The organism is Streptomyces sp. NPDC051921, assembly GCF_040680975.1.
Taxonomy (GTDB): Bacteria; Actinomycetota; Actinomycetes; order Streptomycetales; family Streptomycetaceae; genus Streptomyces.
In genome coordinates this window covers 115,201-138,055 of record NZ_JBFAXU010000008.1, presented here as the reverse complement: position 1 = coordinate 138,055, position 22,855 = coordinate 115,201, and the positions used below count along the sequence as shown (strand labels likewise).

At 73.8% G+C, this 22,855-nt stretch carries 21 protein-coding genes; 12 read left to right on the top strand and 9 right to left on the bottom strand.

The annotated features are described in order from the left end of the window. Positions 1-20 precede the first annotated feature (20 nt). From AB0M16_RS13235 to AB0M16_RS13220, 4 genes are all read left to right on the top strand, one after another. Positions 21-1,325, top strand: coding sequence for a sensor histidine kinase (locus AB0M16_RS13235; RefSeq protein ID WP_365342054.1), 1,305 nt, complete (start codon positions 21-23; stop codon positions 1,323-1,325). Between the two features lie 44 nt (positions 1,326-1,369). Beyond that, positions 1,370-2,053 (top strand): response regulator transcription factor, encoded by a 684-nt coding sequence (locus AB0M16_RS13230; protein WP_365342052.1) that lies wholly within the window; start codon positions 1,370-1,372, stop codon positions 2,051-2,053. A gap of 482 nt (positions 2,054-2,535) precedes the next feature. After that, positions 2,536-3,516 carry an alpha/beta hydrolase gene (locus AB0M16_RS13225; protein WP_365342050.1) on the top strand — a complete coding sequence of 327 codons (981 nt, stop codon included), beginning with the start codon at positions 2,536-2,538 and terminating at the stop codon, positions 3,514-3,516. After that, complete coding sequence (locus AB0M16_RS13220) at positions 3,513-4,727, top strand: acyltransferase (RefSeq protein WP_365342048.1); 1,215 nt, start codon at positions 3,513-3,515, stop codon at positions 4,725-4,727. The genes AB0M16_RS13225 and AB0M16_RS13220 overlap by 4 nt, the downstream gene beginning before the upstream one ends. Positions 4,728-5,519: 792 nt before the next feature. On the opposite strand, the gene AB0M16_RS13215 is transcribed toward AB0M16_RS13220, so the two are convergent. Together AB0M16_RS13215 and AB0M16_RS13210 are read right to left on the bottom strand one after the other, a co-directional pair. Further along, positions 5,520-6,548, bottom strand: coding sequence for an aldo/keto reductase (locus tag AB0M16_RS13215; RefSeq protein ID WP_365342046.1), 1,029 nt, complete (start codon positions 6,546-6,548; stop codon positions 5,520-5,522). After that, complete coding sequence (locus tag AB0M16_RS13210; protein ID WP_365342044.1) at positions 6,545-6,955, bottom strand: MerR family transcriptional regulator; 411 nt, start codon at positions 6,953-6,955, stop codon at positions 6,545-6,547. Before AB0M16_RS13210 ends, AB0M16_RS13215 begins: the two co-directional genes overlap by 4 nt. Before the next feature lie 52 nt (positions 6,956-7,007). Here AB0M16_RS13210 and AB0M16_RS13205 point away from each other — a divergent pair, with 52 nt between their 5' ends. Then, the gene (locus tag AB0M16_RS13205; protein ID WP_365342042.1) at positions 7,008-7,823 is read left to right on the top strand and encodes a serine hydrolase domain-containing protein; all 816 of its coding nucleotides are present in this window, start codon (positions 7,008-7,010) and stop codon (positions 7,821-7,823) included. Positions 7,824-7,853: 30 nt separating this feature from the next. On the opposite strand, the gene AB0M16_RS13200 is transcribed toward AB0M16_RS13205, so the two are convergent. The 5 genes from AB0M16_RS13200 to AB0M16_RS13180 form a co-directional block, all read right to left on the bottom strand. Further along, on the bottom strand, positions 7,854-8,459 hold the full coding sequence (locus tag AB0M16_RS13200; RefSeq protein ID WP_365342040.1) for a hypothetical protein: 606 nt from the start codon (positions 8,457-8,459) through the stop codon (positions 7,854-7,856). Beyond that, the gene (locus tag AB0M16_RS13195; protein WP_365342038.1) at positions 8,456-9,925 is read right to left on the bottom strand and encodes a HAMP domain-containing sensor histidine kinase; all 1,470 of its coding nucleotides are present in this window, start codon (positions 9,923-9,925) and stop codon (positions 8,456-8,458) included. The genes AB0M16_RS13200 and AB0M16_RS13195 overlap by 4 nt, the downstream gene beginning before the upstream one ends. A gap of 8 nt (positions 9,926-9,933) precedes the next feature. Then, a complete protein-coding gene (locus tag AB0M16_RS13190; RefSeq protein ID WP_365342036.1) occupies positions 9,934-10,614 on the bottom strand; it encodes a response regulator transcription factor in 681 nt (226 codons plus the stop codon). A gap of 128 nt (positions 10,615-10,742) precedes the next feature. Beyond that, a complete protein-coding gene (gene murJ, locus AB0M16_RS13185; RefSeq protein WP_365342034.1) occupies positions 10,743-12,491 on the bottom strand; it encodes a murein biosynthesis integral membrane protein MurJ in 1,749 nt (582 codons plus the stop codon). Then, positions 12,488-13,621: a peptidoglycan bridge formation glycyltransferase FemA/FemB family protein gene (locus tag AB0M16_RS13180; protein ID WP_365342345.1), complete on the bottom strand. Its 1,134-nt coding sequence runs from the start codon at positions 13,619-13,621 to the stop codon at positions 12,488-12,490. The genes murJ and AB0M16_RS13180 overlap by 4 nt, the downstream gene beginning before the upstream one ends. Before the next feature lie 279 nt (positions 13,622-13,900). Between AB0M16_RS13180 and AB0M16_RS13175 the strand changes: the two genes are divergently transcribed. After that, on the top strand, positions 13,901-15,070 hold the full coding sequence (locus AB0M16_RS13175; RefSeq protein WP_365342032.1) for an Ig-like domain-containing protein: 1,170 nt from the start codon (positions 13,901-13,903) through the stop codon (positions 15,068-15,070). 205 nt (positions 15,071-15,275) lie between these two features. On the opposite strand, the gene AB0M16_RS13170 is transcribed toward AB0M16_RS13175, so the two are convergent. Then, complete coding sequence (locus AB0M16_RS13170; RefSeq protein ID WP_365342030.1) at positions 15,276-15,935, bottom strand: pirin family protein; 660 nt, start codon at positions 15,933-15,935, stop codon at positions 15,276-15,278. A gap of 90 nt (positions 15,936-16,025) precedes the next feature. Here AB0M16_RS13170 and fasR point away from each other — a divergent pair, with 90 nt between their 5' ends. The 5 genes from fasR (at position 16,026) to fabF (ending at position 20,948) form a co-directional block, all read left to right on the top strand. Beyond that, on the top strand, positions 16,026-17,207 hold the full coding sequence (gene fasR / locus AB0M16_RS13165) for a fatty acid biosynthesis transcriptional regulator FasR (RefSeq protein ID WP_365342028.1): 1,182 nt from the start codon (positions 16,026-16,028) through the stop codon (positions 17,205-17,207). 89 nt (positions 17,208-17,296) lie between these two features. Then, the gene (locus AB0M16_RS13160; RefSeq protein WP_365342026.1) at positions 17,297-18,250 is read left to right on the top strand and encodes an ACP S-malonyltransferase; all 954 of its coding nucleotides are present in this window, start codon (positions 17,297-17,299) and stop codon (positions 18,248-18,250) included. Between the two features lie 18 nt (positions 18,251-18,268). Beyond that, positions 18,269-19,300 (top strand): ketoacyl-ACP synthase III, encoded by a 1,032-nt coding sequence (locus AB0M16_RS13155; RefSeq protein WP_365342024.1) that lies wholly within the window; start codon positions 18,269-18,271, stop codon positions 19,298-19,300. A gap of 57 nt (positions 19,301-19,357) precedes the next feature. Further along, positions 19,358-19,606: an acyl carrier protein gene (locus tag AB0M16_RS13150; protein WP_365342022.1), complete on the top strand. Its 249-nt coding sequence runs from the start codon at positions 19,358-19,360 to the stop codon at positions 19,604-19,606. A 79-nt stretch (positions 19,607-19,685) separates the two neighbouring features. Beyond that, positions 19,686-20,948: a beta-ketoacyl-ACP synthase II gene (fabF, locus tag AB0M16_RS13145; RefSeq protein WP_365342020.1), complete on the top strand. Its 1,263-nt coding sequence runs from the start codon at positions 19,686-19,688 to the stop codon at positions 20,946-20,948. Positions 20,949-21,222: 274 nt separating this feature from the next. Here fabF and AB0M16_RS13140 read toward each other — a convergent pair whose 3' ends face one another. Continuing rightward, complete coding sequence (locus AB0M16_RS13140) at positions 21,223-21,717, bottom strand: DUF3145 domain-containing protein (protein WP_365342018.1); 495 nt, start codon at positions 21,715-21,717, stop codon at positions 21,223-21,225. Positions 21,718-21,979: 262 nt separating this feature from the next. Here AB0M16_RS13140 and AB0M16_RS13135 point away from each other — a divergent pair, with 262 nt between their 5' ends. Next, the gene (locus tag AB0M16_RS13135; RefSeq protein ID WP_365342016.1) at positions 21,980-22,849 is read left to right on the top strand and encodes an SGNH/GDSL hydrolase family protein; all 870 of its coding nucleotides are present in this window, start codon (positions 21,980-21,982) and stop codon (positions 22,847-22,849) included. The last annotated feature ends 6 nt before the right edge of the window (positions 22,850-22,855 follow it).

The following is a 22,855-nucleotide window of genomic DNA, read 5'->3' as shown; positions in this document are numbered from 1 at the left end:
CTGCCTACCCTGGGCGGGCCATGAAGGAAGAACAGCGGCGTCGGCCGCGTATGCCACAGGTCGGGGCGCGGGCGCAGGCGTCCGTGCGGAGTTTCGCGACCGCGCTCGCCACGCCCACCGGGCCCGGTGAGGCGCTGCTCGGGCGGGCGTCCTCGCGCTGGGTGCGGTGGCTGCCGTACGCGGTCGCGCTCCTGCTCGTCTCGGCGCTGCTGCCCGTCACCATCACCGTGCTCGTGCACGAGTACCAGGTCGACGGCCCCCTCGCCGGCGCCCTCGCCACCGCGCAGACCGCGCCGCTGCTGCTGGCCGTCACCCGCCCCCTCCAGGCCTGGTGGATCATCTTCGCGGCGGACGTCGCCGGCGGCTTCGTGGTGCTCGCCGCCGACCACACCGACGGGCTCCCCTGGCCGTGGACGCCCATGGTCGTGGTCGGCTACCTCTTCCTGATGATCGCCCTCGGGCTCCGCGAGTCCCGGCGCGCGCTGGTCGGGGTGTGGCTGATGACGGGCGTCGCGGGGGCCGTCTTCGAGGCCGTCGCACCGAACCGGCCGGGGGACGGGGTCGTCGTCCTGCTCTTCGTCCTCAGCGGTGTCGTGCTGCTGCTCACGGCGACCCTGCGCGGACGCGGCGAGGCGGAGCGGAGACTCGTCGAGCAGGCGACCATCAGCGAGGGCGAACGGGCCCGCCGGACCCTCCTGGAGGAGCGGGCCCGGATCGCCCGCGAGCTGCACGACGTGGTCGCCCACCACATGTCGGTGATCACCGTGCAGGCGGACTCCGCCCCGTTCCGCATCCCGGACCTGCCGGACGCGGCACGCGAAGAGTTCGCGTCGATCGCGTCCGGGGCGCGCGAGTCGCTCGCCGAGATGCGGCGTCTGCTCGCGGTGCTGCGCAGCGACGGCACGGAGGGCGAGCGGGCGCCGCAGCCGGGTCTGGACCGGGTGCAGCAACTGGTCGAGGCGACGGTACGGGCGGGGGTCCCGGCCGAGTTGTCGATGGCCGCCGACCTGGGGGACGTGCCGCAGGCGGTGGACCTGTCGGCCTACCGGATCGTGCAGGAGGCGCTGGCCAACGTCGTACGGCACGCGCCCGGCGCCGCCACCCGGGTGTCCGTACGGGGCGACGGGGCGGGCTGGCTGAACGTGCTGGTCGTCAACGGGCCGGGCGCGGCGCGGACTTCGCCGCTGGAGGGCGGCTCGGGCACCGGGCACGGGCTCGTCGGCATGCGCGAGCGCGTACGGTTGACCGGCGGCTCGCTCGACACGGGGCCGCTGCCGGACGGGGGCTTCCGGGTCGCCGCCCGGCTGCCGCTGACGAACCCCTGACGAACCCTGCCGACCCCCTGATGAACCCTGACGAAGGGCGCCCTGTGACCATCCGCGTGATCATCGTCGACGACCAGGCCATGGTGCGGGCCGGCTTCGCCGCCCTGCTCTCCGCGCAGCCCGACATCGACGTGGTGGGCGAGGCGCCGGACGGGCGGCAGGGAGTGGACGTGGCACGGAGCACGCACCCGGACGTGGTGCTCATGGACGTGCGCATGCCCGAGATGGACGGACTCGCGGCGGCGCGGGAGATCCTCGACCCGCCGCCGGGCATGGTGCACCGGCCCAAGGTGCTGATGCTCACCACCTTCGACGTGGACGACTACGTGTACGAGGCGCTGCGGGCGGGCGCGTCCGGCTTCCTGTTGAAGGACGCGCCGCCGGCCGACCTGATCGCCGCGGTGCGGGTGGTCGCGGCCGGCGAGGCACTGCTCGCGCCCTCCGTGACCAAGCGGCTGATCGCCGATTTCGCCGCGTCGCGGCCCGCGCCCCGCGCCGACCGGGCGGCCCTGCGGCTCAACGGGCTCACCCCGCGCGAGACGGAGGTGCTGGAGCTGATCGCCCGGGGGCTGTCGAACCAGGAGATCGCCGACCACCTGGTCCTCGCGGAGCAGACCGTGAAGACCCACATCGGCCGGGTCCTCGCCAAGCTGGACCTGCGCGACCGGGCGCAGGCGGTGGTCTTCGCGTACGAGTCGGGCCTGGTCACGCCGGGCAGCGGACGCTAGGGCGGGCTGGCGCGCGCCGGGCGGCGCACACCGGGCGGGCATCCGGACGGCGCACGCCGGGCCGGATGCCGGACGACCGCCGCCTGCCGGACGCCTGCGGCGCACGCCGGGCGGGACCCGGGGTGCCATCCCGGGCGACGCACGCCGGACGGCATCCCGGGCGACGCACACCAGACGGCATCCGGACGGCGCACACCGGGCGGCAGCGGCCCCGGGTGGCATCCCAGGCAGCGCATGCCGGGCCGCATCCCGGCGGCGCACACCGGGCGGCGGTCGCCCGCCGGGCGTCCCGCGAGCCCCGCGGCAGCCCGGGAGCGGGGGGAAAACCCCACCCCCGGGCTCGGGGTGGCAGCTCGTCCGCCCCCTACCCCGGTATCACTTCACGGTTGGCGCCCCGGTGTGACGTGCCGTCACCCACCCCGTTCCTACCTTCCTCTCGCCAGCGACGAGATCGCCCGAGAGAGACAGGAACGGAGGACCGCATGCGCCGGTTCACGAGGACCCTGGTGGCCGCCGCGCTCACCGCCACCGTGGTGGCGGGGACCGCCGGTTGGGCGTCCGGGACCACCCAGCAGGCCGTGACCGGAGCGCCGGTGGGCACGGCGGCCTGGCGGGCCGACGGCCTGCCCGACCCGGAGCGCATGACGCCCGCTCAGGTCGCGACGTACTTCGCCGAGTTGGGCGAGGGCAACCGGGCGCGGCTGCTGCGCGAGCATCCGAGCGTCGTCGGCAATCTCGACGGCGCCCCGCTCGCCCTGCGCTACGCCGCCAACGCCCGTACCGCGGGGGCCGGGTTCGCCGGACAGCAGGTCCTCGCGTACGACCCGCGGGGGCGCGGTCAGGCCGTGCTCGTCTACGGGGACCTCGCGAACGCCTCGCACGTGGCGGTGATCGTGCCGGGGTCCGACGTCGACGCGCGGAACTTCGCTCCGCTGGCCCGCAAGGCCGCCGCCCTGCGCGCCGCCACCGGCGACCGGACGGCCGTCGTGGCCTGGGCCGGGTACACCACCCCCGTCGGCGTCGGCCTCGACGCCGCCACCGGCGACCTCGCCGAGGCCGGGGCCGAGCGGCTCACCCGCTTCACGGAGGGTTTGCGGGCCGTCGGCACCGCCGAGCCGTCGCTGTTCTGCCACAGCTACGGCTCGGTGGTCTGCGGGCTCGCCGCGCACGAGCTCAAGGCGAAGGACCTGGTCGCGATCGCCTCCCCCGGGATGCGCGCCGACGACGTGGCCGCGCTGAACACCACGGCCCGGGTATGGGCGGCGAAGGACCCGACCGACTGGATCGACCGGGTCCCTTACGTCGAGTTCGCGGGCCTCGGCCACGGCACCGACCCCGCCGCGCCGGAGTTCGGCGCCCGGCGCGTGCCCGCCGCCGACGCGCAGGGCCACGACGGCTACTTCACGCCGGGCACCGAGTCGCTCCGCGCGTTCGCCGCGATCGCCGAGGGGGAGGTCCGATGAAGGCGCCGTCGACGGCGGGGACGCTCGTCCGGAAGATCGAGGCCCGTACCCCCGCGCATCGCGACCGCGCGATCGACGGGCTGCGCGCCCTCGCCCTGCTGGCCGTGCCCACCGGGCACTGGCTGCTCGGCGGGTTCACGCGCTCCGCCGACGGCGCGATCCACAACGCCAGTCCGCTGTCCGCCTTCGGCGGCTTCGCGCCCGTCAGCTGGATCCTCCAGATGCTGGGGATCTTCTTCCTGGTCGGCGGCTACGCCTCCGTCCTCTCCTTCCGCCGCCACGAGGGCTCCACGGGTGAGTGGCTCAAGAGCCGGCTGGCCCGCCTCGGCCGGCCGGTGCTCGGGGTGACCGCCGTGTGGGCGGCGCTGCTGCCGCTGCTCCACCACGGCTTCGGCGTGCCGGGCGACAGCCTGCGGACCGCGTCGACGCTGGTGATCCAGCCGCTGTGGTTCGTCGGCGTCTACACCGTCGTCACCGCGCTCACCCCGTTCTGCGTCCGGGCCGCACGCCGGCTCGGCGTGTGGGCGGCGGCCCCGCTGCTCGGCTCGGTCGCCGTCGTCGACCTCCTGCGCTACGGGCCGTACGCCGACGCGATGCCGTCCTGGCTGGGCGTCCTCAACATCCTGCCCGGCTGGCTCTTCGCCTATCAGCTGGGCGTCTCCTGGGGCGAGGGACGGGTGAGCCGTCGGCACGCCTGGGGGCTGCTGCTCGGCGGCGCCGCGCTCTTCGCCGCGCTGCTGGTGTGGTGCGGCTATCCGATGTCGATGGTCGGCGTGCCCGGCGAGGCCCGCACCAACTCGCACCCGCCGTCGCTGCTGGTCCTGGCCCTCGCCGCCGCGCAGGGCGGCGCGGCGATCCTGTTGCGGGACCGGCTCGGCCGGCTGCTGAAGCGGCCCGCGTTGTGGGCGCCGGTGGTCGTGATCAACCTGTCCGCGATGACCATCCTGTGCTGGCACCAGACGGCCATGCTGGCCGCCGCGATCCCCGGCTCGTACCTGGGCGAGATCCCGGGCCTGGTCGGCGCGCCGGACTCGGTCGGCTGGATCCTGGCGCGGCTGGCCTGGATGCCGCTCTTCGCCGGACTGCTCGTCCTGATCGGGCGGTACGCGCGGGGCTTCGAGTCCCCGTGGACGCGGACCGGCACGGCGCGGCGGGCCGTGGCGGGCGCCCTGGCGGCGGGCTTCGCGGTCTTCGCGCTGGGTCTGGCGTGAGGTGCCGGTGACGGCGGCGGCGGTCCCGGGGCGCACGGTTCCTCTGGCGCGGCGCCCGTGGTGCGGCGGGGGTCAGGGCGCGGGGAGCCTCGGCCCGGCAAGGGGCGACGTCCCGTGTGCCCACCCGTCCCGCCCTGCGGGACGATTGCCCACACGGAGGAGCGCGGGAGCCCCCACGGAGCGGCGGGGCGCCGCACGCGTGGCGCGGGGGCCGCGCGGAGAGGGCGGGAGCCGGGGCGGAGCAAGGCGCCCGCACCGCGTGGGCCGGGAGCCGAGACCGCTTGAGGCGGGAGCCCACACGGGCTGAGGCGGGCGCCCGAACGGTGCAGCGCGGAAGCCACACAGCGGGGCCGGAAGCCCAGACCCGTGAGGCGGGAGCCCACACGGAGGAGGGCGGGAGCGACCGCGGAGGGGCGGGAAGCCCCACGGAGGGGTGAGCGCCCGCACGGAGGAGGGCGGGAGCCGCCGCGGCGAGGCCCGGAGCCCCACCGCGTGAGGCGAGCGCCACCAGGAAGAGGCGGCCCCCACGACGGTGCGCGGGAAGGCCCGGAGCCCCACCGCGTGAGGGAGGCGCCCACACGATGAGGCGGCCCCCACCGCGGGGCGCGGGGCGCGGAAAGGCCGGAGCCCCACCACCCCCGTGAGGCAGGCGCCCACGCGACGCGGCGGGCGGCCCACCGCGTGGGGGGAGCCGGCGCGGAACAGGGGGAGCGCGCGGAACGGGGAAGCGCGCGGAGCAGGGTAGGGCGGTGTGTGGGGGGCGGAGGGCGGCTGTTGGCGTGCGGGGGTGGGCTACGCCTCGCGGGCGGCTGAGGTGAAGGTCATGTCCGGGTAGCGGTCTCCGGCCACCTGGTCGGCGATCGGCTCCAGGGTGGCGAGTTCCGCCTCGGTGAGGGTGATCCGGGTGGCCGCAGCGTTCTCCAGGAGGCGGGAGCGCTTGCGGGTGCCGGGGATGGGGACGACCGTCAGGCCGTGCACGGCGGCGCGCTGGTGGACCCACGCCAGCGCGATCTGCGCCGAGGTCGCTCCGCGATCGGCCGCGATCGCGTGGAGCGGGGCGAGCAGGGCGCCGTTCCGCTCGGCGTTCTCGCCGGTGAAGCGGGGCTGGCGGCGCCGGAAGTCGTCGCTCCCGAACTCCTTGGCGGCGTCCGCGAAGGATCCGGTGAGGAAGCCCCGGCCGAGCGGCGAGTACGGCACGAAGGTCACGCCGAGCTCGGCCGCCGCGCCGACCGCGCTGTGCTCGACGTCGCGGGAGAAGAGCGACCACTCCGACTGCAGGGCGGCGACCGGGTGCACCGCGTGCGCCTCGCGCAGTTCGGGGCCGGTGACCTCGCTCAGCCCGATCTGCCGGATCTTGCCCTCCTTCACGAGCTCGGCCATCGTGCCGACCGACTCCGCGAACGGCACGGCCGGGTCGGTGCGGTGCATGTAGTAGAGATCGATCGTCTCCACGCCGAGGCGGCGCAGGCTCGCCTCGACGGAGGCCCGGATGTAGGCGGGGTCGTTGTTGACGCCCCGGAAGCGGGGGTCGTCGGCGCGCCGCTCGATGCCGAACTTGGTGGCGAGGACGATGTCGTCCCGGTGCGCGGCGACGAAGGGGGCGAGGAACTCCTCGTTGGCGCCGAAGGCGTAGGAGTCGGCCGTGTCGATCAGGGTGACGCCGGCCTCCAGGGCCGCGTCGAGGGTCTCGCGGGCGGCGGCCTCGTCGGTGTCGCCGTAGAACTCGCTGATGCCCATGGCGCCGAAGCCCTGGACGCCGGTCTCGGGGCCTTCGGGGCCGCCGAGGCGTACGGTCTCGATCCTGGCGTCGGTGTCGCTCATGAAGTCGTACCTCCGCAGACGGTGGCGTAGTGGTCGATCTTGCGGTCGAGCACGGAGAGGGCGTCCTGCAGCTCGGCGATCCGGGCGACGACGTCGGTCCGGGTGTCCTCCAGGATCGCCCGGCGCGCGTCGTGGGTGTGCTCGCCCTCCCGCACCAGCTCCGCGTAGCGCACCATGTCGGCCACCGCCATGCCGGTGAGCCGCAGCTTGCCGACGAACGCCAGCCAGCCCAGGTCGCGCTCGGTGAAGCGGCGCTGGCCGGTGTGCGAACGGTCCACGTGCGGCATGAGGCCGATCCGCTCGTACCAGCGCAGGGTGTGCGCGCTGAGTCCGGTCAGGGCGGCCACCTCGCTGATGGTGTAGCGGTCCTTGACGGCGGGCCCGGTCGTGCTCTCGATCACGCTCATGCCCACCACGCTAAAGACTTGGAGTGCACTCGAAGCAAGTAGGCTCGGCTTCATGCAGAGCCTGGCGTCGATCGAGAACTGGCCCGTCCCCACCGCGGCGGTCGCCGTCGTCCGCGCGGACGGCACCCTGGCCGGGTCCCACGGCCCCACGGGGCAGCGCTTCGCGCTGGCCTCCGTCACCAAGCCGCTCGCGGCGTACGCGGTCCTCGTGGCGTACGAGGAGGGGGCGATCGACCTGGACGAGCCGGCCGGCCCCGAGGGCTCGACCGTCCGCCACCTGCTGGCCCACACGTCCGGGCTCGCCTTCGACGAGAACCGGGTCATGGCCGCGCCCGGCACCCGCCGGATCTACTCCAACACCGGCTTCGAGGTGCTCGGCGACCATGTCGCCAAGGCCACCGACATCCCCTTCGCCGAGTACCTGCACCAGGCCGTCCTGGAGCCGCTCGGCATGGCGAGCACGACGCTCGACGGCTCGCCCGCGAGGGACGGCGTGTCGACCGTCGACGACCTGGTGCGCTTCGCCGCCGAGGTGCAGGCGCCGCGGCTGCTCGACGCGCGGACCGTCCTGGACGCGATGACCGTCGCGTACCCGGGGGTCACGGGCATCCTGCCCGGCTACGGGCACCAGCGGCCCAACGACTGGGGCCTCGGCTTCGAGATCCGCGACGGCAAGGCGCCGCACTGGACCGGCGCCACGTCCTCTGCGCGCACCTTCGGGCACTTCGGCCAGGCCGGAACGTTCCTGTGGATCGACCCCGACGCGAGCGCGGCGTGCGTGGCGCTGACCGACCGGCCCTTCGGGCCGTGGGCGATCGAGGCGTGGCCGCCGTTCACGGACGGGGTCCTGGCGGAGCTGCGCGGCTAGGACGGCGTCCGGGCCGGCCCCGCGGGCCCGTCAGTCCGCCTCGCAGCGGACGGCGGGCAGGGCCGCGTCGATCCCGGAGACGACGACCTGCGCGGCCTGGCCGAGCTCCTCGGCGTAGGCGGCCGTGCACACCAGCTGCTGGACGGCCACGGGGTCGATGTCCTGCACGCGGGCCGTGAGCCGCAGGCGCAGCACGGTGTCGCCGTCGGGGCCGGGCCGGGCCTCGGTGTGCGGGGAGAAGGCCCCGTGCAGGGCGAGCCGGGTGGTGAGTCCGGCGGCGCGTTCCCGCTGGTCCGGGCCTTCCAGGAGGGTACTGAGCACCTTGTCGGTGGCGATGCGGTAGCCGCCGATCTCCGCCCGCTCGGTCGGCAGCCTCTGGAGGTTTCCCTCGCGGTCGACGAGACCGGTCTCCCCGTCGGGACCGTAGGAGAGACCGAAGTCCCGGACGGTCGGCATCAGCCGCCCGTCGGGACCGACGAGGAACAGCACCATCTTCACGCCGTTGGTCGGGTGCACGGCGACCGTGGCCGCGCCGCCGGCCTCCACGACGTCGCTCTTCTGTATGCCGCAGGCGGCGAGCGGCAGCAGGCTCAGCAGGGCGGCCAGGCGCCGCCACGGTGCGCGGGTCCGGGTCACAGCGGGATCCTGACGGTGAAGACGGCACCGCCGTCGGGGCGGTTGGCGGCGACGACGGTACCACCGTGCAGCCGCACGTTCTCCAGGGTGATGGCCAGTCCGAGTCCGCTGCCCGCGGAGCGGGTGCGCGCCGGGTCGCCCTTGTAGAAGCGGTCGAAGACGTGGGGCAGGACGTCGTCGGGAATGCCGGGCCCCCGGTCGGCGACCTCCGTGACGAGTTCCGCGCGCGCCCCGTCCTCGTACACCCGGACGGTGACCGGCGGGCCGCCGTGCCGCAGGGCGTTGCCGACGAGGTTGGCGACGACCACGTCGAAGCGACGTGGGTCGAGCCGGGCGCGGATGCCGTCGGTGAGGTCGGTGACGACCTCGGCGGGGTCGGTCCAGTGGCGCCGGATCAGGGTCTTGCGGACGGTCTCGGCGGCGTCGACCTCGTCGGTGTGGAGTTCGGCGGCGCGCGCGTCGAAGCGGGAGATCTCCATCAGGTCCTCGACGAGGACGGCCAGTTTGCCGGTCTCGGCGCTGATCAGGCGGACCGCGCGGGCGGTGTCGGAGTCGAGGGCGCCGGCATCCTCGTCGAGCACCTCGGTGACGGCGAGCATGCCGGCGAGCGGGGTGCGCAGTTCGTGCGAGACGTCGGAGGCGAAGCGCCGGGCGCGTGCCTCGGCCCGCCGCAGTTCCGCGACGGAACGTTCCAGCTCGGCGGCGGACTCGTTGAAGGTGCGGGCGAGGTCGGAGAGTTCGTCGCTGCCCTTGGCGTGGATACGGGTGTCGAGCCGGCCCCGGCCCATGCTGTGGGCGGCGAGCCGCAGCTCCCGTACCGGCCGCAGCACGCTCCGCGCGGCGACGAGGGCGGGGATCAGGGCGACGAGCAGTGCGGGCAGGGCGCCGTCGCGGGCGGCGACGACCATGGCCTCGATGTTGGCCTCCTCCTCGCCCAGGTCCATCACCGCGTAGACGACGAGGCCGGTCGGGCGGCCCGCGGGGTAGCCGCCGCCGCGGCCGCTGAAGACGGCGGGCACGGCGATGGTGAGGTACGGGGTGCCGTTCCTGACCACCCGCTGGAAGCTCCCGTGGGTGGTGCCGAGTGCGTGGGCGCGGCTGCGCAGTTCGGGGGTGAGGACGGTCGACTCGGGCCGGTCGGTGGAGGACACCCGCAGGGTGCCGTACTCGGCGTACACACGCCAGGGGCGCGGCTTGCCCTGCCGGGCGATGCGCAGGAGCTCGTCGCGAAGCCCTTCCGGGTGGATCGGCATCGTGGTGTTGAGGGTCTCGACCTGCTGCCGGAAGGCGGTGACGGCGGTGTCCTGGGTCTGCTCCAGGATCGCGTTGCGGGCGGCGCGGTAGGTGAGCGCGGCGGTGGTGCCGCAGCCGACGGCGGCGACGAGCAGGAAGGCGAGGACGAGCCGGGTGCGCAGTCCGAAGGCGCGGGGGCGGCGGCGTCTCGGAGGCTGCTGGTCGCCGGGCACGTGCGCCTTCACAGCGGACCGAAGCGGTAGCCGAAGCCGCGCAGGGTCTGGATGTAGCGGGGCTCGCCGGGGTCCTCGATCTTGGTGCGGAGCCGGCGGACGCAGGCGTCGACGAGCCGGGCGTCGCCGTGGAAGCTGTGCTCCCAGACGTGTTCGAGGAGTTGCTGACGGCTGAACACCTGCTCGGGCGCGGCGGTGAGGTGCAGCAGCAGTTTGAGCTCGGAGGGGGCGAGGGCGACCCGCTCGCCGTTCTTCGCGACGGTGAGCCCGGCCCGGTCGACGGCCAGCTCCCCGTGGAACTCGACGGCCGGCCGGCCGCCGCCCGGCTCCTCGATGCGGCGGAGCACGGCGCGGATGCGGGCCTCGATGACCTCCGTACGGGCGGGCTTGACGATGTAGTCGTCGGCGCCGGCCTCCAGGCCGATGACCACGTCGAAGTCGTCGCCGCGGGCGGTGAGCATGATGATCGGCAGCTGGCTGGTCTCGCGGACGCGGCGGCAGACCTGGACGCCGTTCATTCCGGGCAGCATGAGGTCGAGCAGCAGCAGGTCGGGCCGGAACTCGCCGAGCGCGGCGAGTCCCGCCTCCCCGGTGGCGGCGGTCCGCACCTCGTGACCGCGGCGCCGGAGCCCGAGCTCGACGCCTTCGCGGACCGAGGGGTCGTCTTCGATCAGCAGCACGCGTGGCATCTGTGGAGTATCCCAGGGTCGTAGGAGGTCCCCGCCGGGGAGGGGGCCCGGCGGGGACGAGGTCGGCGGGGGCGGGTCCCCGGGCGGGGACGGGGTCGGTGGAACCGGGTTCGGCGGGAGCGGGTCGGTCAGCCGCCGCGGCGGACGAGGCGGCGGGCCCGGCCGGTGGCGCCCGAGAACAGCGCCTGGACCTCGGTGAGTCGCAGGGGGCGGGCGAGCAGGGCGAAGACGGTGAGGATCACGGCCGCGCCGGCCAGGCCGGAGGCCACGGAGCCGGCCGCGGCCGTCGCGTCGGCGGCGAGCAGGCCGAGCCCGGCGGCGGGCACGGCGGCGACGAGCAGCCGCGACAGCGGTGCGACGACACCGTCGGCGGCGGCCCCCGCCGCGGGTCCGTCGGCCTCGGCGGTCCCGGCGGCCCCGGCGGCCCCGGCGATCCCCGCGGCCCCGGCGGTCCCCGCGGCCCCGGCGGTCCCCGCGGCTCCGGCGGTCCCGGCGGCCCCGGCGATCCCCTTCAGGCGCCGCCCCAGCACGTACGCCGTCAGCCCCCAGCCGGCCCACAGCGCGAGCGAGTAGCCCGCGGCCATCCCCGCCACGGCCCACCGGGCCGGCAGGAAGGCGTAGGAGCAGACGGCGAGCAGGGCGTTGAGGCCGGCGATGAGGAGGTTGAGGAGGAACGGGGTACGGGTGTCGCGCATCGCGTAGAAGGCGCGCGTGCACACGTACTGGCCGGACAGGGCGACGAGTCCGGGCGCGAGCGCCATCAGGATCCAGGCCATCGACCGTACGGCGTCCGCGTCGGTGCGGCCGTACTGGTAGACCGTGCCCATCACCGGCACCGCGAGCGCGAACAGGGCGCAGGCGGCGGGGACGACGGCCGCCGCGCTGGTGCGCTGGGCGTAGCCGACGTCGCGGCGCACGCCCGCGAGGTCCCCCTCGGCGGCGGCACCGCTCATCCGGGGCATGAGGGCGGTGACGAGGGCGACGGTGATGATGCCGTGCGGGACCATCCACAGCTGGTAGGCGTTGTTGTACGCGCTGAGCCCCGCGCCCTCGGCTCGCTGGCCGGCCGCCGTGGCGACCTTCGTCGTGACCCAGTAGGCGGCCTGGTTGGTGAGGACGAGCAGCACCAGCCAGCCGGCCGCCCGCAGGGGCGCGGTGAGTCCGCTGCCGCGCCAGTCGAAGCGGGGCCGCCAGCGGAAGCCGGCCGCCCGCAGGGAGGGCAGCAGGGCGAGGGCCTGGAGGGCGATGCCGGCGGTCGTGCCCCAGCCGAGGAGCGCGGTCTCGCCGGAGGTGAGCCGGCCCCCGTCGGAGACCGCCAGGAAGAGCCCGAACACCGCGATCGCGACGACGTTGTTGAGGACCGGGGTCCACATCATCGCGCCGAACCGGCCGCGGGCGTTGAGCACCTGCCCGAGCAGGGTGAAGAGCCCGAGGAAGAAGATCTGCGGCAGGCAGGAGCGGGCGAAGGCGATCGTCATGTCCCGCTGCGCGCCGGTGTAGTCGGTGTAGCCGTCGACGATCGCCGGGGCCGCGAGCACGGCGACGGCGGTGAGCGCCGTGAGGGCGAGCACGCAGACGGTGAGCAGCCGGTCGGTGTAGGCGACGCCGCCGTCCTCGTGTTCCTTGGACGCCTTCACCAGTTCGGGCACGAAGACGGCGTTGAGGGCGCCGCCGAGCAGCAGCATGTACACGATCGTGGGAACGGAGTTGCCGACCGCGTAGCCGTCGGCGACGAGCCCGGTGCCGATGGCCGCGGCGACGACGGCGGAGCGGACGAAGCCGGTGGCGCGCGAGACGAGCGAACCGGCGGCCATGAGGGCGCCGCTGCGCAGGACGGACGGCGCCGCGGCCCTGCCCTCGGTGGCGGTGGCCGTCATCGACGGGCCAGGTACGCCTGGAAGGCGCGGTACAGCGTGTGGTTGGTCGTGCCGGGCAACGGAATCTCCCACTCCCCCAGGGTCTCGACGACCTGCCCGCCGGTGCCGAGCTTCCATCGAAGCAGGCCGTGGGCGCGGTCGTCCGGATCGAGGGTGGAGGGTACCCCGCGCAGGTCGTAGACGTCGGCGCCGACGGCGTGCGCGTCGAGCATCATGCGCCACTGCAGGGCGTTGGAGGGCCGGACCTCGCGGCGGTGGTCGGCCGAGGCGCCGGTCTGGTACCAGACGCGCCGGCCGACCGTGATCATCGTGTGGGCGGCCAGCACCTCCCCCTCGTGCCGGGCGAGGTAGAGCTTCATGCGGCCTGCGTGCTCGGCGTTGAGAACGGCGTACTGGCGCTCGTAGTAGGCGAGCGAGCGCCCCAGCCGGAAGCCGTCGCGCTCCTCGGTGATCCGCAGCAGCCGGTAGAAGTCGGGCAGGTCGGCGGCCGAGCCGACGACGACCTCGACGCCCGACTTCCGGGCCTTGCGTATGTTGCGCCGCCACTCCTGGTTGAGGCCCGACCACAGGTCGTCCATCGTGCGCCCGGTGAGCGGCACCTGGTAGACGTGCCGTGGCTGGGCGTCGGCGCCGTCCTCGCTGTCGCCGCCGCACTTCCGCCATCCCCGTGCGCGCAGCCGCTCGGCGACGGCGGAGCCCAGCGGGTCGACCTCGCTGGCGAGGACGTCGGAGAGGCGCCGGCCGGGTCCGGTGTGCGCCTTGAGCGTGGCGGCGGACCAGCGCCGGTAGGCGGGCCCGGGCCCGATGCGGACCGCGAAGGCGCCGAGCCCCCGCAGATGCCTGAGCAGCGGTTCGAGCCAGCCGTCGATGTCGGGGTCGGCCCAGTCGGCGACCGGCCCCTCGGGGAGGTAGGCGAGGTACTTGCGGGTGCCGGGGAAGGCCCGCAGCAGGACGAGGGCGACGCCGTCGAGCTCCCCGGGGCGGCCTCCCCAGCCGACGAGTTGATGGGTCCAGCCCTCCTTCACCTCGGCCCACGCCGGAAGTTGGAGGAAGCTGGGCCCGTCGGGGCCGGTGGAGCGGGCGGCGAGGAACGCGCGGTACGCCTCGGGCGTGACGGGTCCGAGCCACAACGGGCCGGCCGGGGCGCGGCGGTCGGTGGGTGCGGCCGTCACGAGCAGCGCTGACACAACGGGAGCCTCCTTGTTCCGCCCCGTCGGTGGTGGGGCGCACAGCAGGCTCACAGCCGGTCTTGACCGCTCCGCGCGAGGAATGTGACCGGACGATGACCGTTTCTCTGCAGGGTCCGTCACATGGGCCCGGGAGGCGGCGCGGGCGGCCGGCGGCCACCTAGAGTCCGGAACATCCCACTCTTCCTCTTCCCCTTCCACGCTTCCGCGGAGGTCCGTCCCGTGCTGCCTGTCGCCCGCATACGCATACCCCTGTTCCTCCTCACGGCGGTGGCGCTCACCGCCTGTTCGGCGGCGACGGCGAACGAGCCGGCCGGACCGAAGGCCGCCGGGAAGGACGACGCCCCGGCGAAGGTGACCGTGGTGCCCCCGGCGGCGGGCAAGCAGGTGACCGTGACGGCGAGCGGCGGGACCCTGGCCCAGGTGAAGGTGGTGGACGCGGACGGCACGTCGCTGGTGGGCCGTACGGCCGCGAACGGCGTCTCCTGGATCTCGGACCGCAAGGCCGCGCCCGGCACGAAGTACACGGTGGAGGTGACCTCCCGTACGGCCGGCGGCAAGGAGACGACGTCGAAGTCCACGTTCTCCACGCCGGAAGCCGACAAGGTCAACAAGCTCACTCTGGCCCCCGGCAAGAACACCACCGTGGGCATCGCCCAGCCCCTGTCGATCGTCTTCGACCGCCCGGTGAAGAACAAGGCGGACGTGGAGCGCCAGTTGAAGGTCACGACCTCCAACAACACGGAGGGCTCATGGGGCTGGCTGACGGACTACTCGGGCAAGGACCGGGTCGACTGGCGCCCGAAGGACTACTGGAAGCCCGGCACCAAGGTCACCCTGGACGCGACCCTGAACGGCACGGACTCGGGCGGCGGCTGGTTCGTCCGCGACTACCGCACCGGCTTCACCGTCTCCGACCAGGCCCAGGTGATCAAGGTCGACCTGGACGCCAAGAAGCTCACCCTCCTCCGCGACGGCCGCACGGTCCGCACGATCCCCGTCTCCGGCGGCACCCCCGGCGGCGACAAACGCTCGTGGCGCGGCACGGCCGTCCTCATGGCGAAGGAGGGCACGATCAACATGAACTCCGAGACGGTCGGCCTCGGCGACGCCTACAACAAGGACGTCGACTACTCGATGCGCCTGACCTGGTCGGGCATGTACGCCCACGCCGCCCCCTGGAACGCGGCCTACTTCGGCCGCGCCAACAAGAGTTCCGGCTGCATCGGCATGAGCACCGAACAGGCCTCCGCCTTCTACGCCCTGGTCCGCCCCGGCGACCCCTTCGAGATCAAGGGCGAGGACACCAAGGGCGTCGTGGCACCGGGCAACGGCTACGGCGCCTGGAACCTGAGCTGGACCGCCTGGCAGGCGAAGAGCGCGCTGCGCTGACCCGCGGCTCCGCGAACCGGCATGTCGGACCCGGCTGATAGCTGCGCCTTCTCGTCCGACACCATCGTCCAGGGCGAGGACGAGATCCTCCGCACGTAGGCGTCCCGCCGCGTCCTGGGCAGGCAGGTGTGGTCCTTCTGGTGGGACCAGGGCAGGTTCCCTCGGGCCGCCCGCGGACCGAGGGAGCCGGGCGGGGGGGCGCGGGTCAAGCGCCCCGCATCTCCCACACCAGTACCTCCGCCTCCCCCGTCGCCAGCAGCGCCAGGTCCTTCTCGCCCTCCACCCGTGCCGCGTCCCCCGCCGCCAGCTCCTCGCCCGCCAGGCGGACCGTCCCGCGCACCACGTGGACGTAGAGGGTGTCCGCGTCCGGCAGGCCCGCGCGCTCGCCCGGTTCCAGGCGGCGGACGTGGAGCATGGCGCCGGCCGCCGGGAGGGCGTACGGGGTCGCGTCGGCGATGCCGCGGACGATCTCGTACGAGGGATCACCGCCGGCCTCCAGCGGGGCCAGCCACATCTGGACGAAGACCAGCGGCACGTCGCCGTCGTTGCGTTCCACGTGGCGGACGCCGGCCGCCGCGCTCAGGTGCTGCAGGTCGCCGGGGCGGACGACGGTGGCGTGGCCGGCCGAGTCGCGGTGGGTGAGCTCGCCCTCGACGACCCACGTGACGATCTCGGTGTGGCTGTGCGGGTGCTCGTCGAAGCCGGCGCCGGGGGCCAGGCGCTCCTCGTTGCAGGCGAGCAGCGCGCCGAAGCGGAGGTTGTCGGGGTCGTAGAACCGGCCGAAGGAGAAGGCGTGGCGGGTGTCGATCCCGGTTCCGGGGTCGCCGCCCGCGTAGCGCTCTCCGGCGCGCTGGATGCGTATCACGGGATCACGGTAGCCGCGGCGGCCGCCGCGTCGGCGGCGAAAGCGCCCCGCCCCCGCACGGCGCCGTCCCGATAAGGCAGTCTTGTCCCCGTGTCTGAACCCGTGAACGCCGCTCACCCGCATGCCGCGACCCTGAAGCGCCTCGAACAGTCCTCGGGGCGCCTCGCCGCCAGCGCCATCGCACGCATGGACGAGACGCTGCCGTGGTACCGGGCGATGCCGCCCGAGAACCGGTCGTGGATCGGCCTGGTCGCGCAGGCCGGTATCGCCGCGTTCACGGAGTGGTTCCGGCACCCGGAGACCCCACAGGCGATCTCCACGGACGTCTTCGGCACGGCGCCCCGCGAGCTGACCCGGGCGATCACCCTGCGCCAGACCGTGGAGATGGTGCGGACGACCATCGAGGTCATGGAATCGGCGATCGACGAGGTCGCCGCGCCCGGTGACGAGAGCGTGCTGCGCGAGGCGCTGCTCGTCTACGCGCGCGAGATCGCCTTCGCCACCGCGCAGGTGTACGCGCAGGCCGCCGAGGCCCGCGGCGCCTGGGACGCCCGGCTGGAGTCGCTCGTGGTCAACGCGGTGCTGTCGGGGGAGGCCGACGAGGGGGCCGTGTCCCGGGCCGCCGCCCTCGGCTGGAACTCGCCCGAGAACGTGTGCGTCGTGCTCGGCACCGCGCCCGACGGGGACAGCGAGCTGACGGTCGAGGCGATCCGGCGGGCCGCCCGGCACGCCAAGCTCCAGGTGCTCACCGGGGTGCTCGGCGACCGGCTCGTCGTCATCGCGGGCGGCAACGACAATCCGCTGGCCGTCGCGAAGGCGCTGATCGGGCCCTACGCGCCCGGGCCCGTCGTCGCCGGGCCCGTCGTGCCCGACCTGCTCGCGGCGACCCGCTCCGCGCAGGCCGCGGCGGCCGGACTGAAGGCCTGCTCGGCGTGGCAGGACGCCCCGCGCCCGGTTCTCGCGGACGATCTCCTCCCGGAGCGGGCCATCGCCTCCGACCCTTCGGCCCGTGAGCAGCTGGTGGAGGAGATCTACAGACCGCTGGAGGAAGCGGGCTCGGCCCTGCTGGAGACGCTGAGCGTCTATCTGGAGCAGGCGAGCAGCCTGGAGGGCGCGGCCCGCATGCTCTTCGTGCACCCCAACACCGTGCGCTACCGGCTTCGACGTGTGACCGACGTCACCGGCTGGTCACCCTCTGATGTCCGCTCGGCGTTCACCTTGCGGATCGCGCTGATCCTCGGGCGCTTGGCCGACGCGGAGACGCAGTCCTAGACTTTTGTCGAACGCCAACAATTCCCCCGGCGGTTCTTCGTCCTTGTCCTCACGGGCGTCCGGGACCGTCCCCAAGAGAGAGTGTGAGGGTGCTCGTACTCGTCGCTCCCGGCCAAGGCGCCCAGACGCCCGGCTTCCTGACCCCCTGGCTCGAACTCCCCGGTGCCGCCGACCGCATCGCGGCCTGGTCCGACGCCATCGGGCTCGACCTCGCCCACTACGGCACGAAGGCGGACGCGGACGAGATCCGCGACACCGCCGTGGCCCAGCCGCTGCTCGTCGCGGCCGGCCTGCTGTCCGCCGCCGCCCTCGGTGACGTGGCGCCCGACGCCGCGTTCGGCCTCGGTGACGTCGCCCCCGGCGCCGTCGCCGGCCACAGCGTCGGCGAGATCACCGCGGCCGCGTTCGCGGGCGTCCTCGACGCCGAGTCCGCGCTGCGTCTCGTGCGCACCCGCGGTCTCGCGATGGCCGAGGCCGCCGCGATCACGCAGACCGGCATGTCGGCGCTGCTCGGCGGCGAACCCGACGTGATCGTCCCGCACCTGGAGAAGCTGGGCCTCACCCCGGCGAACGTGAACGGCGCGGGCCAGATCGTGGCCGCCGGCACCGCGGAGCAGCTGGCCGCCCTGGAGGCGGACAAGCCCGAGGGTGTCCGCCGCGTCGTGGCCCTGAAGGTCGCGGGCGCGTTCCACACGCACCACATGGCCCCGGCGGTCGCGAAGCTGGAGGAGGCGGCCGAGGCGCTGTCCCCGGCCGACCCCGCCACCGCGTACGTCTCCAACAAGGACGGCCGGGTCGTGACGACCGGCGCGGAGGTCATCTCCCGCCTCGTCGGCCAGGTCGCCAACCCGGTTCGCTGGGACCTGTGCATGGAGACCTTCCAGGAGCTCGGCGCGACCGGCCTGATCGAGGTGTGCCCCGGCGGCACCCTGACCGGCCTGGCCAAGCGCGCGCTGCCCGGCGTGCGCACCGTGGCCCTGAAGACCCCGGACGACCTCGACGCGGCCCGCACGCTCGTCGCCGAGACGACCGCCACGGCCTGACAAGGAGTGTCGAGAAGCATGGCCAAGATCAAGCCCAGCAAGGGCGCCCCGTACGCCCGCATCATCGGTGTCGGCGGCTACCGCCCGACCCGCGTGGTGCCGAACGAGGTGATCCTGGAGAAGATCGACTCGTCCGACGAGTGGATCCGGTCCCGCTCCGGCATCGCGACCCGGCACTGGGCGTCCCCCGAGGAGACCGTCACCGCGATGTCGGTGGAGGCCTCGGGCAAGGCGATCGCCGACGCCGGCATCGACCCCGAGCAGATCGGCGCGGTCATCGTCTCGACGGTGTCGCACTTCAAGCAGACCCCGGCCGTGGCCACCGAGATCGCCGACAAGGTCGGCGCCGGCAAGCCGGCCGCGTTCGACATCTCCGCCGGCTGCGCGGGCTTCGGCTACGGCCTCACCCTCGCCAAGAGCATGATCGTCGAGGGTTCGGCCGAGTACGTCCTCGTCATCGGCGTGGAGCGGCTCAGCGACCTGACGGATCTGGAGGACCGCGCGACGGCCTTCCTGTTCGGCGACGGCGCGGGCGCCGTGGTCGTCGGCCCCTCGGACGAGCCGCACATCGGCCCCACGGTCTGGGGCTCGGAGGGCGACAAGTCCGAGACGATCAAGCAGACCGTGCCGTGGAACGAGTTCCACGTCGGCGACGTGTCGAAGCTGCCCCTCAACGAGCAGGGCGAGATCAAGTTCCCGGCCATCACGCAGGAGGGCCAGGCGGTGTTCCGCTGGGCCGTCTTCGAGATGGCGAAGGTCGCCCAGCAGGCCCTGGACGCCGCCGGCATCTCGGCGGACGACCTGGACGTCTTCATCCCGCACCAGGCCAACATGCGGATCATCGACTCGATGGTGAAGACGCTGAAGCTGCCGGAGCACGTCACGGTCGCCCGTGACGTGGAGACCACCGGCAACACCTCGGCCGCCTCGATCCCGCTCGCGATGGAGCGGCTCCTGGCGACCGGGAAGGCGAAGAGCGGCGACACGGCGCTCATCATCGGCTTCGGGGCGGGTCTCGTCTTCGCCGCGACGGTCGTTACTCTCCCCTAGGCACTCCGGATCATCCGGAAGCTTGTCACCTCAGCACACACAAGAAGGAGCGCCAGCATGGCCGCCACCCAGGAAGAGATCGTCAAGGGTCTCGCCGAGATCGTGAACGAGATCGCCGGCATTCCGGTCGAGGACGTCGAGCTCGACAAGTCCTTCACCGACGACCTGGACGTCGACTCCCTGTCCATGGTCGAGGTCGTCGTGGCCGCCGAAGAGCGCTTCGACGTCAAGATCCCGGACGAGGACGTCAAGAACCTCAAGACGGTCGGCGACGCGACCGAGTACATCCTGAAGCACCAGGCCTGATTCGGCCTCTGCTGACCCGGTCCGCCACCCAGCGGTGGCGCCGTTTTCCGACCATCACACACATGGAGAAAGATTTCCTGTGAGCTCGACCAATCGCACCGTGGTCGTCACCGGTATCGGCGCAACCACTCCGCTGGGTGGCGACTCCGCTTCCACCTGGGAAGGCCTCCTCGCGGGCCGTTCCGGCGTGCAGCCCCTGGAGGGCGAGCGTTTCGCGGAGCTTCCCGTACGCATCGCGGCGCGCGCCGCGGTGGACCCGAGCGAGGTGCTCCCCCGCCCGCTGGCCCGCAAGCTGGACCGCTCGGCGCAGTTCGCGCTGATCGCGGCCCGTGAGGCGTGGGCCGACGCGGGCTACACCGGCCCGGCCGGCGAGGACGAGAAGGTCGTGCCCGAGCGGCTCGGCTCCGTCATCGCCTCCGGCATCGGTGGTGTCACCACCCTGCTCGACCAGTACGACGTGCTGAAGGAGTCCGGCGTCCGCCGGGTCTCCCCGCACACCGTGCCGATGCTGATGCCCAACAGCCCCTCCGCCAACGTGGGCCTGGAGGTGAACGCCCGCGCGGGCGTGCACACCCCCGTCTCCGCGTGCGCGTCGGGTGCCGAGGCGATCGGCTACGCCGTCGAGATGATCCGCACCGGCCGTGCCGACGTGGTCGTCGCGGGCGGCACCGAGGCGGCGATCCACCCGCTGCCGATCGCGGCCTTCGCCAACATGATGGCGATGTCCAAGAGCAACGACGAGCCCGAGAAGGCCTCACGCCCCTACGACAAGGGCCGTGACGGCTTCGTCCTGGGCGAGGGCGCGGGCGTGATCGTGATCGAGTCCGAGGAGCACGCGAAGGCGCGCGGCGCGAAGATCTACTGCGAGGTGCTGGGGCAGGGCCTGTCGGCCGACAGCCACCACATCGCGCAGCCCGAGCCGACCGGCCGGGGCATCGCCGCGGCGCTGCAGAACCTCCTCGACGCGACCGACCTGAAGCCGTCCGAGGTCGTCCACCTCAACGCCCACGCCACGTCGACGCCGCAGGGCGACGTCGCCGAGATCAAGGCGCTGCGCAAGATCCTGGGCGACGAGCTGGACCACGTCGCGGTGTCCGCGACGAAGTCCATGACGGGCCACCTCCTGGGTGGCGCGGGCGGCATCGAGACCGTCGCGACGGTCCTGGCGCTGCACAACCGTCTGGCCCCGCCGACCATCAACGTCGACGACCTGGACCCGGAGGTCGACGCCGACATCGTCCGCGGCGAGCCGCGCGAGCTGCCGCAGGGCACGATCGCCGCGATCAACAACTCGTTCGGATTCGGCGGCCACAACGTGGTCCTCGCCTTCCGCACGGTCTGAGTTCCCGACGCGGCCCGCGCGCCACTCGGCGCCGGGGCGCCTCGCGGGCTCCGGCGCGCCGCGCCGGACTCCGTCCGCCGGTCGTGTCCACGGTCGGTGACAACGCTTCGAAGGCCCCTGCCGGGACGTCCCGGCAGGGGCCTTCGGCGTGCCGCCCCGGGGTGGGCGGATGTCCCGACGGCCGGTCGGCCGCACGGTGGTGGGCGGCGCCCCCCGACAGCAGGGCGGCGGCCGTCGAGGCCGCCGTGGGTCCGCGCGTCGTGGGGACGGGAGGTCAGACGACCTGGTGGAGCCAGCGCACCGGGGCGCCCTCGCCCGCGTAGCGGAAGGGTTCCAGTTCGTCGTCCCAGGGCTTGCCGAGGAGCTTGGCGATCTCGGCCTCCAGGACCGTCTCGCCCTGGGCCGCGCGGGCCAGGGCGGCGCGCAGCCGGTCCTCGGGGATCAGGATGTCGCCGTGGATGCCGGTGACGGCGTGGAAGATGCCGAGCTCGGGGGTGGCGCTGTAGCGCTCGCCCTCGGCGGTGGGGCAGGGCTCCGCGGTGACTTCGAAGCGGAGCATCTGCCAGCCGCGCAGGGCGGAGGCGAGTTTGGAGGCGGTGCCGGTCTCCCCCTGCCAGGAGAATTCGGCTCTCCAGGTCCCGGGGGACGCCGGCTGGCGGATCCAGTCGAGCTGGACCCTCGCACCGAGGACGCCCGCGACCGCCCATTCGACGTGCGGGCAGAGCGCACGCGGTGCGGAGTGTACGTACAGGACTCCACGTGTCGTCACCGGGACCTCCAGTGTGGGGACGAGGTTCGCCTTCCCAGCGGCCTCAGTAAACAACATCACGAAGAGGGGGCTACGCAAACCCCCAAAAAGGGGACAGCATGTGACGTGATGTAATTTACCGGAGCCGATCGGCAAGGGGCGCCTCAGGTTCGACGGGGGAAAAGCTACCGTGCCACGCCCGCATCGGGGTGACGTACGGTCGGTCGGGGGCGGGTGGACACCAAGCTTTCACTCGCCAGGACGCCGAGGAGGGGCCCCAGGGATGCGTGGGCGACGCCGTTTCCGTACCACCGCGGCCGCGATGGCGATGCTGTGCGCGGCACCGCTGGCCGGATGTTCGGTGGGCGGCCCCGACGCGGTGGCCCCCGCGCCGCGGCCGAGGCCGACGCCCGCGTGGAACGCCGCGCCCGCTTCCGTGGCCGCCGTCGGGGACTCCATCACCCGCGCCTTCGACGCCTGTACGGTCCTGGCGGACTGCCCGGAGGTGTCCTGGGCGACGGGTACGGACCGCGCGGTCAACAGCCTCGCACTGCGCCTGCTCGGCCCGTCCGGGGTCGCCGGGAAGAGCTGGAACCTGGCCCGCAGCGGGGCACGGATGGCGGAGCTGCCGGAGCAGATGGACGCGGCGGCGGCCGAACGGCCGGAGTTGGTGACGGTCATGATGGGCGCGAACGACGCGTGCCGGGCCCGTCCGGAACAGATGACCCCGGTCGAGGAGTTCCGCGCCTCCTTCACGGCGGCGCTCGGCCGGCTGCGGTCCGGCGCGCCGAAGGCGCAGGTGTACGTGTCGAGCCTGCCGGACCTGAGGCGCCTGTGGGAAACCGGGCGGGTCAGTCCGATGGGCCGTCAGGTGTGGAAGCTGGGCATCTGCGGTGCGATGCTCGCGGACGCGGAGGACCTGGGCCCGGCGGCCGAGAGGCGCAGGGCCCGGGTGCGGGACCGGGTGGTCGCGTACAACCGGGTGCTGGGCGAGGTGTGCGCGAAGGACACGCGCTGCCGGTACGACGGCGGGGCGGTCTTCGGCTTCGCCTTCGAGGGCGCGCAGCTGAGCCCGTGGGACTTCTTCCATCCGAGCAGGGACGGGCAGGCGCGGCTCGCGGAGATCGCGTACCGGCAGGTCACGCGGAAGTAGCCCCGG

Coding starts and splice junctions, on each gene's coding strand:
- AB0M16_RS13235 (WP_365342054.1), top strand. CDS start 21: ATGAAGGAAGAACAGCGGCGTCGGCCGCGTATGCCACAGGTCGGGGCG.
- AB0M16_RS13225 (WP_365342050.1), top strand. CDS start 2,536: ATGCGCCGGTTCACGAGGACCCTGGTGGCCGCCGCGCTCACCGCCACC.
- AB0M16_RS13220 (WP_365342048.1), top strand. CDS start 3,513: ATGAAGGCGCCGTCGACGGCGGGGACGCTCGTCCGGAAGATCGAGGCC.
- AB0M16_RS13215 (WP_365342046.1), bottom strand. CDS start 6,548: ATGAGCGACACCGACGCCAGGATCGAGACCGTACGCCTCGGCGGCCCC.
- AB0M16_RS13210 (WP_365342044.1), bottom strand. CDS start 6,955: ATGAGCGTGATCGAGAGCACGACCGGGCCCGCCGTCAAGGACCGCTAC.
- AB0M16_RS13205 (WP_365342042.1), top strand. CDS start 7,008: ATGCAGAGCCTGGCGTCGATCGAGAACTGGCCCGTCCCCACCGCGGCG.
- AB0M16_RS13190 (WP_365342036.1), bottom strand. CDS start 10,614: ATGCCACGCGTGCTGCTGATCGAAGACGACCCCTCGGTCCGCGAAGGC.
- murJ (WP_365342034.1), bottom strand. CDS start 12,491: ATGACGGCCACCGCCACCGAGGGCAGGGCCGCGGCGCCGTCCGTCCTG.
- AB0M16_RS13155 (WP_365342024.1), top strand. CDS start 18,269: ATGGCCAAGATCAAGCCCAGCAAGGGCGCCCCGTACGCCCGCATCATC.
- AB0M16_RS13150 (WP_365342022.1), top strand. CDS start 19,358: ATGGCCGCCACCCAGGAAGAGATCGTCAAGGGTCTCGCCGAGATCGTG.
- AB0M16_RS13135 (WP_365342016.1), top strand. CDS start 21,980: ATGCGTGGGCGACGCCGTTTCCGTACCACCGCGGCCGCGATGGCGATG.